At 74.3% G+C, this 14,216-nt stretch carries 9 protein-coding genes; 4 read left to right on the top strand and 5 right to left on the bottom strand.

Features of this window, described 5'->3' with window-relative positions:
- Window positions 1–38: 38 nt before the first annotated feature.
- A complete protein-coding gene (locus ACIQ7Q_RS25375; RefSeq protein ID WP_403866381.1) occupies window positions 39–1,418 on the bottom strand; it encodes a pyridoxal phosphate-dependent decarboxylase family protein in 1,380 nt (459 codons plus the stop codon).
- A 199-nt stretch (window positions 1,419–1,617) separates the two neighbouring features.
- Here ACIQ7Q_RS25375 and ACIQ7Q_RS25370 point away from each other — a divergent pair, with 199 nt between their 5' ends.
- Window positions 1,618–3,069, top strand: coding sequence for a multicopper oxidase family protein (locus ACIQ7Q_RS25370; RefSeq protein WP_403866378.1), 1,452 nt, complete (start codon window positions 1,618–1,620; stop codon window positions 3,067–3,069).
- Here the strand turns inward: ACIQ7Q_RS25370 and ACIQ7Q_RS25365 are convergent.
- Entirely contained in the window at window positions 3,062–4,468 is a 1,407-nt protein-coding gene (locus tag ACIQ7Q_RS25365) for an MFS transporter (protein WP_403866375.1), read from the bottom strand. The two genes, ACIQ7Q_RS25370 and ACIQ7Q_RS25365, sit on opposite strands and share 8 nt — an antisense overlap.
- A gap of 302 nt (window positions 4,469–4,770) precedes the next feature.
- Here ACIQ7Q_RS25365 and ACIQ7Q_RS25360 point away from each other — a divergent pair, with 302 nt between their 5' ends.
- Entirely contained in the window at window positions 4,771–5,406 is a 636-nt protein-coding gene (locus tag ACIQ7Q_RS25360; RefSeq protein WP_403866372.1) for a DUF1772 domain-containing protein, read from the top strand.
- Between the two features lie 84 nt (window positions 5,407–5,490).
- Here the strand turns inward: ACIQ7Q_RS25360 and ACIQ7Q_RS25355 are convergent, their stop codons facing one another.
- From ACIQ7Q_RS25355 to ACIQ7Q_RS25345, 3 genes are read right to left on the bottom strand one after another with little or no spacing between them, the layout of a single operon-like run.
- Window positions 5,491–6,204 (bottom strand): transglutaminase family protein, encoded by a 714-nt coding sequence (locus ACIQ7Q_RS25355; RefSeq protein WP_403866370.1) that lies wholly within the window; start codon window positions 6,202–6,204, stop codon window positions 5,491–5,493.
- The gene (locus ACIQ7Q_RS25350) at window positions 6,195–7,244 is read right to left on the bottom strand and encodes a ketoacyl-ACP synthase III family protein (protein WP_403866367.1); all 1,050 of its coding nucleotides are present in this window, start codon (window positions 7,242–7,244) and stop codon (window positions 6,195–6,197) included. The genes ACIQ7Q_RS25355 and ACIQ7Q_RS25350 overlap by 10 nt, the downstream gene beginning before the upstream one ends.
- Before the next feature lie 60 nt (window positions 7,245–7,304).
- Window positions 7,305–12,641: a beta-ketoacyl synthase N-terminal-like domain-containing protein gene (locus ACIQ7Q_RS25345; RefSeq protein WP_403866364.1), complete on the bottom strand. Its 5,337-nt coding sequence runs from the start codon at window positions 12,639–12,641 to the stop codon at window positions 7,305–7,307.
- Window positions 12,642–12,873: 232 nt separating this feature from the next.
- On the opposite strand from ACIQ7Q_RS25345, the gene ACIQ7Q_RS25340 reads away from it, so the two are divergent.
- Window positions 12,874–13,494, top strand: a complete 621-nt coding sequence (locus ACIQ7Q_RS25340; protein WP_403866361.1) for a hypothetical protein — start codon at window positions 12,874–12,876, stop codon at window positions 13,492–13,494.
- Window positions 13,495–13,578: 84 nt separating this feature from the next.
- A complete protein-coding gene (locus ACIQ7Q_RS25335; RefSeq protein ID WP_403866358.1) occupies window positions 13,579–14,160 on the top strand; it encodes a TetR/AcrR family transcriptional regulator in 582 nt (193 codons plus the stop codon).
- The last annotated feature ends 56 nt before the right edge of the window (window positions 14,161–14,216 follow it).

Below are 14,216 nucleotides of genomic sequence, written 5' to 3'. Positions count from 1 at the left end.
AAAAGAACGGCGCCGGCCGTCCGCGCCCCGGGGCCCGACTACTGCCCCCCGGCGGCCAGGGTGGCCAACTGCTCCACCCTGGCGTGGAGCCGGTCGAGATGGAGCTCGGCCTCCGGCTTGATCAGAACACTGCGCATCACCCGTGCCGCACCGGCGTCCCGCACCACGTGGGGCAGACGCCGGGCGAACGCGTCGGCGTCCGCGCGCAGCACGCTCAGGAACACCGGATCCTCGGCCGCGTACATGCCCTCGTGCAGCAGCCGCTCGCAGGCCGCGTCGACGGCCGTGAGCGACATGGGCCGCACCGCGGGCACATACGTGACGATGTCGAGGTCCGGCCGCTGGTACAGCTCCAGCACCTCGGAGGCGTCCAGCAGATCGGCCCAGCCGAGCGCGGCGCGGCGGCTCGCGGCGAGCATCTCGCCGAAACCGTCCCGGTTCAGCGGCAGCAGCTGCAGCGTCAGCCACAGACCCGCCGCCGCAGCTCCGGCCCGCGAACACTCCAGGCTGATCTCGCCCAGGTGCAGCTCGGCCTGCGTGAAGTAGGTGTAGGGGGAGTCGTGCGCGAAATGCCGCCCGGCGCCCGGATCGTTGAACAGCACCGCCCCGCAGCCGTACGGCTGCAGCCCGTGCTTGTGCGGGTCGACCACCACCGAGTCGCACTCGGCCACCGCCCGCCACGGCCGCACGTCCAGGCCCTCGGGCTGCTCCGAGCGGCCCAGCAGCGCGTAGAAGCCGCCGTAGGCCGCGTCCACATGGACCCGGGCCCCGTGGCGGCGCGCCATCGGCAGCACCTCGTGCACCGCGTCGACCGCGCCCAGGCCCGTCGTTCCCAGCGTCACCACCACCGTGCCGACGCGGCCCGTCGCCAGCAGCCGCTCCAGCGCCTCGAGTTCGATCCGGCCCTGTGCGTCGGCCGGCACCCGGTGGCTCTCCATGCCCAGCACATGGCACATCCGCTCGTGCGTGTAGTGGCTCTCGGCGCTGTAGGCCACACCCCGTCCCGGATGGGACTGGCGCGCCACGTACAGGGCCTCCAGGTTCGCCATCGTGCCGCTGGTCGTCAGATGGCCCAGCGGCCGCACCAGACCGAACATGTCCCCGAGAGCGGCGACGCACTCCCGTTCCATCTCGGTGGTCGCCGGACCGCCCTCGGCGGCATGGTTGTTGGGGTTGAACAGCATCGCCGTCGCATAGCCGACCACGGCCGCCGGATGCGGCGGCTTGACCATCTGGCCCGCGTAGACGGGATGGAAGAACGGATAGTTGTCGTCCAGGCGCTTGGCGAACCGTTCGAAGACCGGTGCGAACACCGCGTCGTCGACGTGGTGGCTGGGATGGGTCGTGAACGGACCGAACCGCTCACCGAACCGCTCGACGACATCCACTGCGCGCGGAAGCCAGTAACGAAGATCCACGACAACTGTCCTCCCAGGCGGCACAACCGACGCACCAGGTATACGGACAGCGGCGCAACACCCCCGCAACGCCGCACCCGCCGGGCAACGCCGCCCGCCCCGCAAGCAACACCCGCCGGGGCCCGTCGGGCCCCAGCGCCGTGCGAGCCGGCCGTGCTGCACTCACCGGGCCCGCACCCTGCCCTCAAGGGAGAACACCATGGTCACCCGCCGTCGCGTGCTCGGCGCAGCCCTCGCCACCACCGGAGCCTCGCTGTTCACCGCAGCCGCCCTCACGCCGCTGCTCCAGGCGCGCAACGCCCAGGCCGGCACCCGCGCCGCGAACGCACCTCACTTCGCCGTCCCGCTGCCCCAGCCGCCCGTCCTCGCCCCCGTCTCCACCAGCGGCGGCAAGGACACCTACGCCCTGACCCTGCGCCGTGTCCGCAAGGAGATACTCCCCGGCGTCAGCACCGAGGTCCTCACCTACAACGGCCACTTCCCGGGACCCACCATCAGAGCCAGATCCGGCCGGTCGGTCGTCGTCCGCCACCGCAACGCCCTCGACACCCCGGCCTCCGTCCACCTGCACGGCGCCTCGGTGCCGCCCGGAGACGACGGCGCCCCCATGGACACCTTCGCCCCCGGCGCCACCCGCACCTACACCTATCCCAACCGGCAGCCGCACGCCCCGCTCTGGTACCACGACCACGCCCACCACCACGAGTCCGAACACGTCTACCGCGGCCTGTCCGGCTCCTACCTGCTCACCGACGACACCGAACGCGCCCTGCCGCTGCCCGCCGGCGCCTACGACATCCCCATCGCCCTGCGCGACGCCCGCTTCGACGAGGCGGGCCGGCTCGTCTACGAGATGGACGACGCTCTGGGCCGCACCACCCTCCTCGCCAACGGCAGGCCCTACCCCTACCTCGAGGTCGCCGCCCGCAAATACCGCTTCCGGCTGCTGAACTCCTCCAACCTGCGCTTCTTCCGCCTGCGGCTCGCCGACGGCAGCACCTTCACCCAGATCGGCTCCGACGGCGGCCTGCTGCCCGCCCCGGCGACCACCGACGAACTGTGGCTCTCACCCGCCGAACGGGCCGACATCGTCGTCGACTTCTCCCGCTACCCGGTGGGCACCCGGCTGGTGCTGGAGAACACCCTGGGACCCGGCAGCCCCGACCAGGTCGGCCAGGTCCTGCGCTTCGACGTGGTGCGCACCGCGGCAGACCCCAGCCGTGTCCCGTCCGTGCTGCGCACCCTGCCGCCGCTGCCCGCCGCGAGCGTCGAGCGGTCCTTCGAGATGCGCATGAGCGACGAGAGCGGCGCTCCGGGCGCCCAGGGCCTGATCAACGGCAAGGTGTTCGACCACGACCGCATCGACACCCACATCCGCCACGGGGCCGGCGAGATCTGGACCGTCACCAACCCGGGCACCCTCGTCCCGCACAACTTCCACCTGCACCTGGTGCAGTTCAGGGTCCTGGAGCGCAACGGGCAGGCCCCGGACACCTCCGAGTCGGGCCTCAAGGACACGGTGCGGCTGCTGCCCGGCGAGACCGTACGGCTGCACGCCACGTTCGACACCTACCGCGGCACCTACGTCTACCACTGCCACCTGCTCGACCACTCCGCGATGGGCATGATGGCCCAGATGCGCATCAGCTGACGGTGCCCGGCGGCCGCCTCCGCAGTCCGGCGGCGGCCCCCAGGGCCAGCACCGCGAACACCGCGCCCGTGGCGAACCCGCCCGCCATGCCCGCGCCGTGCGCGGCCACCGTCACCAGTGTCACCAGACCGACCGAACCACCCACGCTCTGCACCGCGTTCAGCACACCCGCCGCGGCCCCCGCCTCACCGGGCCGCAGCGACGAGGTCGCCAGCACCGTCGGCGGCAGCACACTGCACGCCATCCCCGCCCCCAGCAGCACCAGCGCCGGGAACACCGCCACCGCGTACCGGCCCTGCGCGCCCAGAGCCAGCCACACATTGGCCGACCCCAGCAGACCCGCCCCCACGGCCAGCATCCGCCGCGCACCCAAGCGCCGCAGCAGGCGCGGGCAGACGCCCGCCGTCAGCGCCATCGTCACCGGCAGCGGCAGCAGCGCGAACGCCGCCGCCAGCGCCGGCCAGCCGCGCTCCGCCTGGAAGAACTGGTTGAGGAAGAAGTACGTGCCGATCAAAGCGCCCGGAATCGCCAGCGTCGCCGCGTAGGCCAGCAGCCGGTCCCGGTCGGCGAACAGCGCGGGTGCCACGATCGGCTGCCGGGCACGGCGCTCGATCTTCGCGAACACCGCCAGCAGCACCAGCCCCGCCAGCACACTGCCGACCACCGTCACATCCGACAGGGGCCGTTCCGCGGCCCGCGCCAGCCCGAACACCAGCGCCGCCGCCCCCAAAGCCGACACCAGCGCCCCGGCCGCGTCGAAACGGCCCCGGGCCCGCGGCGTCTCGGCGAGCACGAACGGCGCGGCCGCCACGATCGCCACCCCCAGGGGCACGTCCAGATACACCACCCACCGCCACGAGCTGAGCGAGGTCAGCGCCCCCGCCAGCAACAGCCCGCCCGCCGTGCTGAGCGCCCCGACCGCCGTGCACACCGCGATCGCCCGGGTCCGGGACGGGCCCTGCGGGAACATGCTCAGCAGCAGCGCCAGCCCGCTGGGGGCGGCCAGCGCGGCGCCGGCGCCCTGCACCGCCCGCACCGCGATCAGCATCTCGCCCGACGAGGCCGCCCCGCGCAGCGCCGCGGCCGCCGTGAACAGCGACACCCCGGCCATAAACACCCGGCGGCGGCCCAGGATGTCACCGGCCCGGCCGCCGAGCAGCAGCAGCCCGCCGAACACCAGCAGATAGGCGGTGACCACCCACGAGGCGCCCACGGCCGTCAGGCCGAGCTCCGCACGCATACCCGGCAGCGCGATGTTCACGATCGGGTCGTCGAGCTGGATCATCGCGTTGCATCCGGCGATCACCGCGAGCGCGGCGGCGGGCCGCCGCACCCGCGGCGCCCCTCCGGCCGCAGCGGCCGCCGGCAGGGCCGGCTTGTCGAAGAGCTGCGCGGTCATGAGGCCTCCTCCAAAGCGTGGCGGCGCGGACAGCGCCCCGCGCACGCTCTCAGCAGCCGCTCGAGAAACCGTCGACACCTCCTCGCCCGCCGCTCGCCCCCGACCTGCGGCGCACAGCCCTGTGACGCGGTCCACCGGCCCCGGCCGCCTCGAGACCGCGTCCAGCCCCGCTCGCGAAACCCGCCCGCACGCTCGGCCCCGCCCTAGGCTCCCGACGCTTGCGCGTATCGGCCCGGCACCGTTCGCGAGCTTCGTGAGCGTCGGACACGACCACAGTCACGACCACAGTGAGGACGACCCCGATGACTGCCAATCCGTACCACCAGTACGGCCCCGTGAATCCGTACGCGCCCGTGCCGCCCCCGCCGGCGCCCGCCCCCGCGCCGAGCAGGTCGACCGGCATCCTGCTCGTGCTCTCGACCATCACCATGGGGCTGATGTCCGGGCTGTTCTTCACCTTCGACGTGTCGATCATGCCGGGCCTGGCCCGCACCCACGACCGGGTCTACGTCGAGGCGATGCAGAACTTCAACCAGCTCATCGACAACAGCGGCCTGTTCGCCCTCGTCTTCATCGCCGCGTTCATCGCCACCACCACCGCCGCCGTCATCGAATACCGCCGCGGCCGCCGCTCACCGGCCCTGTGGGCCGCGATCGCCGCGTCCTTCTACCTGGTGGCGCTGCTCATCACGTTCTCCGTCAACATCCCCCTGAACAACGAGCTCGCCCAGCTGGGCGACCCGGCCAAGGTGAGCGACTTCGCCCTCGTCGACAAGTTCAAGGGCACCTGGGCGACCACCAACATCATGCGCACCCTGCTGTGCACGGCGGCCCTGGGCTGCCTGGCGCACTGCCTGAAGCTCCACGGCCGCGCCACACCGACCCGTCCGGCCGCAGGCCCGCCCGCCATGCCGCCCCACGCTCCGCGCACCTTCTGACGGCGCCGTGCCCGCACCACGCGGCGGCCCCGGCGGGGGGATCCCGCCGGAGCCCGCCCCTGCTGTGCGGGACATGACGCAGCGTCACTCGGCCCGGCCCGTACCCGGATCCGACACCTGCCGGTAGTCGTCGAGCCCCGGATAGCGCTGCGGTATCCGGGTGGCCAGGAAACGGACGGGGACGTCGTGGAAGCTGCCGTGCCGGGCGGCGTAGGAGAAGAACGCCGCCCCCCGCCGGTCCGTGGACGGCAGCAGCGCGTCCGTCCTGCCGTCGAAGACGGTGGGCGCCACCCCCAGCCGGTCGCACAGCTCACGGTGGAACATCGGCGTCGCCTTCACCCAGCGGCCGTCCAGCCACAGTTCGCTGTAGCCGTGCCAGGCGAACACGTCGGTGCCGGTGGCCGCGCGCAGCCGCCGCCCGGTGTGGTGGTGGTTGACGACGTCGGCGAACGCCACCCGGGCCGGGATGTGCGACGCGCGCGCGAGCGCGGTGAGCAGCGACGCCTTGCTCACACAGAAGCCGTGCCCCTCCGCCAGCACACTGCTGGCACGGTAGGTCTCCACATCGCGCAGATAGGCGCCCATGGAGATCGCCCGGCCCGGCGGGATGCTGCAGTAGCCGACCGTGTCGCGTACCTGCTCGTACAGGGCGCGGGCCTTGTCGACGCCGTGCGCGCCGGGCGCGATACGGGCCGCCGCCTCCCGCACGGCCGGGTGGGCGCTGTCCACGTAGCGGCCCGGCTCCAGATAGCGGCGTACATGGTCGGGCACGCACACCGCGGCTGGTGTCAGCGACATCGGTCCGCCCCGGGCGTCTCGGTGAATTCCAGTACGGCGACGGTGCAGTTGTAGCCGCCGCCGAGACCGGCGATCAGGACCCTGTCGCCCGCCTCGACAGCACCGGAGGTGATCAGGTCGTCGAGGGCGGCGAACTGGTCCGTGCAGCCGACATGCCCGACCCGGCGGGCGAAGGTCCACGTCGAGCGGTCGATGTCGATGCCCAGCGGGTCCAGGCACTGCTCGTACAGGGCCTCGCGGCCGAGCGCCGGACCGGCGACCCAGCGCACATCGGCGGCGGTGATGCCGGCTTCGGCCAGGGCGGCGGCACCGGCGCGGTGCATCAGATCCGCCATGCGCCGCTTGGCCTCGTCCAGCCCGCCGGCGAGGGTGTCGGAGAACTCCATCACCCGGTCGAAGAAGCCGATCGGGTAGCCCTCCGCCGGGTCGGCCGAGAACGGCATCGCGCCGCGCTGCATGCCCTCCAGGCCGGTGTCGGCCACGGACACGGTCGCAAGGACGCGGGCGAAGCCGCTCCCGCGCGCCACCACGGCGGCGCTCGCGCCGTCGCCGAAGACGAAGACGGGCGGCGCGGAACGCCACCGGTCCCAGGCCCGGTCGCCGAACCGGTCCGCCGCGGTGATCATCGCGGCCCGGCCGGCCGGACCCGCTGCCAGATGCGTGCACGCCAACTCCAGCGCACCCACGGCCGAGTTGGACAGCTGGTGGATCTCGAAGGACACGCCGTGCCCGTCGAGGACATGGTGCTGAAGGTAGGAGGCGGCGTTCCAGCCGGGCAGCCCGTTGTGCGTGGCCACACCGTGCAGCAGCAGACCGAACCGGTCCGCGCCGAAGCCCGAGCGCCCGAGCGCGGTGCGGGCGGCGCGTATCGCCATGGCGGGCTGCGAGTCGGTGTCGTCGTCGGCGACGGCGACCCGCTGCTGTCCGGTGGCGCGCTGGAACTCGCGGCTGTAGCGGCCGTCGGCGATCGCCTCGTCGACCGGCACCGTCTTGGGGTGCCAGGCACCGGTCGCGGCGAGATGGATGTCGTCGTGGCGCATGGAAGCGGTCCTTTCGGGACGGCACGGAAACAAGGACTCAAGACACGGGGGCGGGCGGTGTCACACGGGGGAGGGGGCCAGCTGCGTGACCAGGAACGCGGCGACGGCGGCGGCGGTGGGGTGCTTCCACACCAGCGTGGCGGGCAGCTTGAGCCCCAGCCGCCGCTCCAGGCCGCGCCGCAGGACCTGCGTCATCACCGAGTCCAGCCCCAGCTCGGTCAGCGGCCGGTGCACGTCCAGCCGCTCGGCGCTCAGGCCGAGTTCGGACTCGATCTGCCGGGCGACCTCGGCCAGCAGCAGCGGCCCGAGCTCCTCCGGAGCGAGCCCCTCGGGCAGCGCGGGCGCCTCGCCCGCCCCGTCGTCGGGGTCGGCCTGGGGTGCGGCGAGCTCGCCGAGGACGGGCAGGGACGCGGCGCCGGTGACCGGCAGGACGGCCACATAGGGCTGGGCGCCGCAGCCGGCGGCGTACTCCCAGGCGCGCAGGGCATCGGCAGGATCGACGCTGCCGCAGCCGCGGTCGGCGAGTTCGGCGTCGACGAAGTCGCTGACCGCCATGCCCGCACCGCGCCACGACGTCCACGCGAAGCTGGTCGTGCCCGTGTCGCCGGCGGCCTGCCGGCGGCGAGCGAGGGCGTCGAGGCAGGCGTTGGCGGCCGCGTAGCTCGACTGCCCGGTCAGCCCCAGCTGGTAGCCGATGGAGGAGAACAGCACGAAGAAGTCGGTGCTGCCGGGCGGGAACAGCTCGTCCAGCACGAGCGCCCCGCCCGCCTTGGGCGCGAGCACCCGCTCCAGCGACGCCTCGTCGAGGTCGCCGAGCATCCGGTCGTCCAGCACACCGGCGGCGTGCACGACCCCGCGGACGGGCGGCAGACCGAGCGCGTCGGTGTCCAGCGCCGCCCGGGCGGCGGCCGGGTCGGCGATGTCGACGGCCACGCTCGTCACGCTCACGCCGAGCGCCTCCAGCTGCCGCACCGCCTCGATACGCCGCACGGTGCCCGGCTCGCTCTGCGCGGACCATGTACGGCGCGGCGGCAGGGCGGTACGGCCGGCGAGCACGATCCGCCGCGCTCCCCGCCCGGCCAGCCAGGTGGCGACCTCGAGACCGAGCGCGCCGAGCCCGCCGGTGATCAGATAGGTGCCGTCCGCCCGGCAGACCGGCCCGCCCGCGTCGCCGTCGCCGGCGGTGGCCGCGGGTGCGGGCACGAGCGGGGTGAGACGGGCGGCGCGTACTCCGCCCGCACCCACCCGGTAGACGTCCGCCTCCGGTGCGGCGCGCAGCAGTTCGGCCAGCGGACCGGACAGCACATCGGACGGGGTGCCGGCATCGAGGTCGACGGCGCGGGCGTGCAGTTCGGGGTGCTCGCCCGCGATGATGCGGACCAGACCGAGCACCGCGCTCTGCGCGACGGCGTTGGCGCCGTCTGCCTGCCAGGCGCCTTCGGTCAGCGCCCACAGCCGGGGCGGAAGGGATCCGCAGCGGGCCAGCAGCAGCTGGGCGGTGGCGGCGAGCCGCCAGGCGGAGCGGCGGGCCGCCCCGGCCGCGGCGCCGCTCACATCGGGCAGGACCAGGACCGCGTCCCCCTGGCCGAGGTCGTCGACCAGAGCGCCGAGCGTGTCGGTGTCCTTCGCGCGCAGGCAGCGCAGACCGGCAGCGCCGAGCGCGCGGGCCACCTCGTCGGCGAGGGTGCCGGGCGCGTTGTCGCCGACCAGGGCGACGGTCCGCAGCCGCGCCCGGCCCTCGGCGGCCAGTCGGGCCGCGGGCCAGGTCATGGTGTGCGTCAGGCGCTGCGGAGGCAGGCCGGCGGTGCCGCTTGGGCCGTCGAGGGTGGCGAACGTGAGGCCTTCCAGGACACCCAGGAGCCGGCCGTCCTCGCCGCGGACCACCGCGTCGGTGGTGTCCGGGCTGCCGGGCGCGGGCGCGGGGCGTATGTGCACGGTGACGGCGTCGGGCAGCTCCAGCGGCAGCCGGACCCGGCGCACGGCGGACGGCATCCGCAATTGGCCGTCGTCGTCGAAGGCGAGCGGGGCAATGGAGAACACGGCGTCCAGCAGCGAGGCGCGGGCCATCTCGGGGGAGTGCGTGCCGCCGGACACGGGCCGCAACCGAGAGGTCAACCTGCCTTCCGCCGCGCTCAGTTCGGTGATCTGCCAGGGGAAGCCGACATCGCCGACGCCGACCTTGTGCAGCCGCTCGACGACCGCGCCGGGGCTCAGGATCTCCCGCACCCCCACGGCCTCCTCCTGCTCCTGCTCCTCGGCCCGTGTGCCGCCGAGGGGGAGCCGGGCCGTGGTGTGCGTGCTCCACGCCTGCGCCTCGTCGCCGGTGCCGGGGGCGCGGCGCGAGGCGAGACTGATCCCGCCCGCCTGCTCCACCACCTGCACCTCCAGCTCGCCGGTGACCGTGACGGGCACCTTGAGCGCCACGTCCTCGAGACCGTCGGTGCGCCCGGCGGCGAGGAAGGTGTTGAGCAGCACGGCGGCGGGCACCACCTCGACGCCGTGGATGGGGTGCGCACCGGGATAGGGCCGGCAGTCCGCGTCGAGACGGGTGCGCCACAGCCGCGGCGAGGCGGCGCCCGCCAGGCTCACCTCCGCGCCCAGCAGGGTGCCGGAGCCGGTGTCGTGCTCCTCCTCCACCCGCCCCTGGGGGGAGGGGCTGCGCCAGTACGGGACGTGCTGCCAGGCGCGGCGGGGAAGCGCGGTCAGCGGCCCGTCCGGTGCCTCGAGGCCTTCGGCGGCGCCGTGGCAGTGCAGCGCGCCGAGATGGGCGAGGAGAGTGGCGCGCTCCGGCCGCTCGCGGCGCAGGGAGGCGGTGACGAGCACGTCGTCGTGGCCGGCCGCCTCCAGCGTCTCGCCGATCGAGTGGGTGACGACGGGGTGGCCGGACAGTTCGACGAAGACCCGGTGGCCGTCGTCGGCCGCCGCCCGGACCGCCGCCTCCAGCCGGACGGGGTTGCGCAGGTTGGCCGCCCAGTAGGCGCCGTCGCGCAGGGCGGTGGAGCGCGGGTCGTCCAAGGCGGTCGAGTACAGCGGCACCCGGGGCGTACGGACCCGCAACGAACGGGCCGCGGCGGCCAGTTCGCCGAGCAGCGGATCCATCTGCGGACTGTGGAAGGCGACGTCGGAGGCGACCCGCCGCACCATCACCTCCTCGGCCTCGTACACGGCGCACAGCGCCTCCACGGCCTCGGGTGTGCCGGAGACGACGGTGGAGGCGGGGGAGGCGGCGATCGCGGCGACGACATCGGGGCGGCCTGCGACGCGCTCCTGAACCTCGGCGAAGCCGGCGCCCACCATGGCCATCGCACCGCGGCCCATCGCGCGCCGCAGCAGGACCGAGCGGCGGCAGATCAGCCGGGCGGCGTCCGCCACGCCGAGCACACCGGCGCTGACGGCGGCGGCGATCTCGCCGACCGAGTGGCCCACGACCGCCGCCGGGGCAAGGCCCCTGGCCCGCAGCACGGCGTCGAGGCCGACCTGCACCAAGAAGATCATCGGTTGGACGAGGTCGGTGCCGCCGAGCGGCCCCTCGAGCAGCACCCGGCGCGGTGAGACGCCGAGCTCCTCGGCGAATACGGGCTCGACCAGGTCGACGGCGGACGCGAACGCGGGCTCGGTGAGCAGCAGTTCGCGTCCCATGCCCTCCCACTGCGAGCCGTGCCCGGAGAACACCCACACGGCGCCGCCCCCGCTGCCGGGAAGCACCCGCCCCGTCGAGACGGCGGGCGCGGCGCCGCCCTCGGCGATCAGCTCCAGGGCCGCGGCGAGACCGCCGTGGTCCTCGGCGACGGCGGTGGCCCGGTGGGCGGCGTGGCTGCGGCGGGCCAGCAGGGTACGGGCGACGCCGTCCAGGGGCGCGTGCGCGCCGGGGCCGCGCAGCCAGCCGGCGAGCGAGTCGGCCTGCGCGCGCACGTCGTCGCCGGACGCGCCGGACAACGCGAACAGCCGCGGTACGCCGCCCGGTTCGTCTCCGTCCGCCGCCTGCCGCCCGTCCCGCACGGGGCCCTGTCCGGCGGCCGGTCGGGGGGCCTGTTCGAGTACGACGTGGCCGACGGTGCCGCCGTAGCCGAAGCCGGACACCCCCGCCCGCCGCACCGCGTCCTCCTTCGGCCAGGGCACCGGCAGCGTGGGCACGGACAGCCCCGAGGCGGCCCAGTCGATGTCGGGGTTGAGCTCCTGGATGTTCGCGGTCGGCGGCACGATCCCGTGCTGCAGGGCAAGGACGGCCTTGATGACCCCGGCGACCCCGGCGCCGGCTTCCAGGTGCCCGATGTTGGCCTTCGCCGACCCGATCATGCACGGCCGGTCCTCGGGCCGGCCGGCGCCGAACACCCGCGCCAGCGCGTTCACCTCCACCGGGTCGCCCACCCGTGTGCCGGTGCCGTGCGCCTCCACGAACGACACCGACCGCGCCGCGACGCCGCCCTGGCGCAGCGCGGCACGCACCACCTGCTCCTGCGCCGCGCCGCTGGGCGCCATGATCCCGTTCGTGCGGCCGTCCTGGGCCAGCGCGCTGCCGCGGATGACGGCCCGGACCGGATCGCCGTCCGCGAGGGCGTCCTCGAGCCGCTTGAGAACGAGGACACCGACGCCCTCGCCGCGGCCGTAGCCGTCGGCCGCGGCGTCGAAGGACTTGGAACGCCCGTCGCGGGAGGTGGCGCCCGCCGCGTCGAGGACCAGGGACAGGCCCGGGGCCGCCACCAGGTGCACACCGCCGGCCAGCGCGTACGTGCACTCGCGGTTGCGCAGACTCTGACAGGCCAGGTGCAGGGCGGCGAGGGAGGACGAACAGGCGGTGTCGACGACGAGACTGGGGCCGCGCAGATCCAGCGCGTACGAGAGGCGGTTGGCGATCGCGCACAGCGACGCGCCGATCCCCGACCAGGCCTCGATCGCCGGCAGGTCCTCGAGCATCTGACGCCCGTAGTCGTCGCTGCCGGCGCCCATGAACACACCCGCGTCCGAGCCTGCCAGCGTGTGCGGGGCGATGCCCGCGTCCTCCAGCGCCTCCCAGCCCACCTCCAGCGCCAGCCGCTGCTGGGGGTCCATCAGCTCGGCCTCGCGGGGCGTGATGCCGAAGAACGCGGCGTCGAAACCGGCCGCGTCGGCGAGGAACGCGCCGCGCCGCGGCGCCGAACGCAGCGCGCGGGCGGCGCCGGGCCGGCCGGCGTAACCGTCCCAGCGCCCCTCGGGCAGATCGCCGACCGCCTCCCGGCCCTCCAACAGGAACGTCCAGTACGCGTCCGGGGTGTCGATCCCGCCCGGCAGCCGGCAGCCGATCCCGACGACGGCGATGGCTTCCGCGACTCCGGCGGCTTTGGCAGTTCCGGAGCTTTCGGCGACGACATCGGCGGCTTGCGCGGCTCCGGCGGCTTCGGCGTGCTCGTACTGCGTCACAGGGCGGCCCTTTCGGCGTGGGGGAACGGTCCCGGCGTCCACGGGCCAGCAAAGCGCGCCTGGAGCAAGCCAGGTGCAAGCCCGGCCCCCGGGGCCCGTCGTCACACCGCGCCGCCCCGCCCGCGCACCGCCGAGCGTTGCGCGGGCGTTGCGGGCACCGGCCCATGATGAGCACCGGGCGCCGCCGCCCCCAGGCCGCCGCCCCACGCCGGTTCAAGGTCAGGAGGGCACCGTGGCCCGCACACTGGACATCGGTCTCGACATCGACGGGGTGCTCTACCCGTTCGTGGACGTCGTCGCCCGCTACGCCGAGGGCGCCCTGGGCCGCCCGTGCTCGGCAGAGGCCGAGTCGTGGGACTGGTACGTCCACCAGTGGGGCCTGAGCGAGCAGGAGTTCTTCGCCCTGTGCGGGCGCGGTGTGCACGAGAACGTGGTGTTCACCGAGGGTGCCCCGCTGCCCGGCGCGCTCGAGGCCGCCCGCGAACTGGCCCGCGCGGGCCACCGCCTGCACTACATCACCGCGCGCGCCATCACCGGGGTGTCCGCGCCGCTGGCCTGGCGCCGTACGGCGGCCTGGCTGGCCGCCTGGGACTTCCCCGTCGACTCGCTGACGATCGCCGCCGACAAGGCGTGCCGGTTCACCGACGTCTTCCTCGACGACTCGCCCGGCAACTGCGACGCGCTCATGGACGCCGGCCACCCGCGTCCCGTGCTGTGGTGCCACGGGCCCGTCACCGCCCACCGGGCGGAACGGGTCTTCGACTGGGACGAGTTCCTCGCACTGGTGGACGCCGAGAGCGCCGCCCCCGCGGGCCCAGCCCACCTCGCGGCCCGCCAGCCGGTAGTCTCCTGAACGCTCCGGACGCAGTACTTCGCCTGACGTGGGTTCGGTGTGTCCGGAGAAACGCCGTCCGGAGAAGAACACCGGAGAAAGACCATGCGACACAACCCCCGGCGCCGCACCGCCCTGCTCGACGCAGCCATCGAAGTCCTCGCCCGCGAAGGGTCCCGCGGACTGACCCTGCGCGCCGTCGACGCCGAAGCAGGCGTCCCCGTCGGCACCTGCTCCAACTACTTCACCAACCGCGCCCAACTGCTGCGCCAGATCATGCAGCGCACCCGCGAACGCCTCACCCCCGACCCCGTCGAGCTCGCCGACACCCTCACCGCCCCGCCCACCCACCACCTCGTCGCCCGGCTGCTGCGCCAGGTCCACGAGCGCATGGAAGGCGACCGCAGCAGCTACCTCGCCATGCTCGAACTGCGCCTGGAGGGGGCCCGCCGCCCCGAACTGGGCGCCGAACTCAACGAGATCCTGGCCACGGAGCTCGAGAGCAACATCCGCTTCCACCTGCAGGCGGGCCTGCCCGGCGACCGCACCGACGTCGTCCTGCTCTACCTCGCCGTGCACGGCATGATCGTCGACGACCTCACCGTTCCCGCCGTCCTGGACGGGAAGGCCCCCGACCTCATCGACGCCCTCACCGCCCGCCTCCTCGGCCGCCCCTTGGCCCCCTGACCCGCGCCCCGCCCCCGCCCCCAGAGCGGCACGCCCCGTTTCCCGCCACCGCGGAG

Origin of the sequence: Streptomyces sp. NPDC096176, assembly GCF_044763255.1 — a bacterium.
Lineage (GTDB): Bacteria > Actinomycetota > Actinomycetes > Streptomycetales > Streptomycetaceae > Streptomyces.
The sequence above is the reverse complement of the archived record's forward strand: the minus strand, read 5'-3'. Positions and strand labels throughout refer to the sequence as shown.

What these genes read in the sequence shown, in the direction of transcription:
- ACIQ7Q_RS25370 (WP_403866378.1), top strand. Translation starts at nt 1,618, where the DNA reads ATGGTCACCCGCCGTCGCGTGCTCGGCGCAGCCCTCGCCACCACCGGA.
- ACIQ7Q_RS25365 (WP_403866375.1), bottom strand. Translation starts at nt 4,468, where the DNA reads ATGACCGCGCAGCTCTTCGACAAGCCGGCCCTGCCGGCGGCCGCTGCG.
- ACIQ7Q_RS25360 (WP_403866372.1), top strand. Translation starts at nt 4,771, where the DNA reads ATGACTGCCAATCCGTACCACCAGTACGGCCCCGTGAATCCGTACGCG.
- ACIQ7Q_RS25355 (WP_403866370.1), bottom strand. Translation starts at nt 6,204, where the DNA reads ATGTCGCTGACACCAGCCGCGGTGTGCGTGCCCGACCATGTACGCCGC.
- ACIQ7Q_RS25350 (WP_403866367.1), bottom strand. Translation starts at nt 7,244, where the DNA reads ATGCGCCACGACGACATCCATCTCGCCGCGACCGGTGCCTGGCACCCC.
- ACIQ7Q_RS25335 (WP_403866358.1), top strand. Translation starts at nt 13,579, where the DNA reads ATGCGACACAACCCCCGGCGCCGCACCGCCCTGCTCGACGCAGCCATC.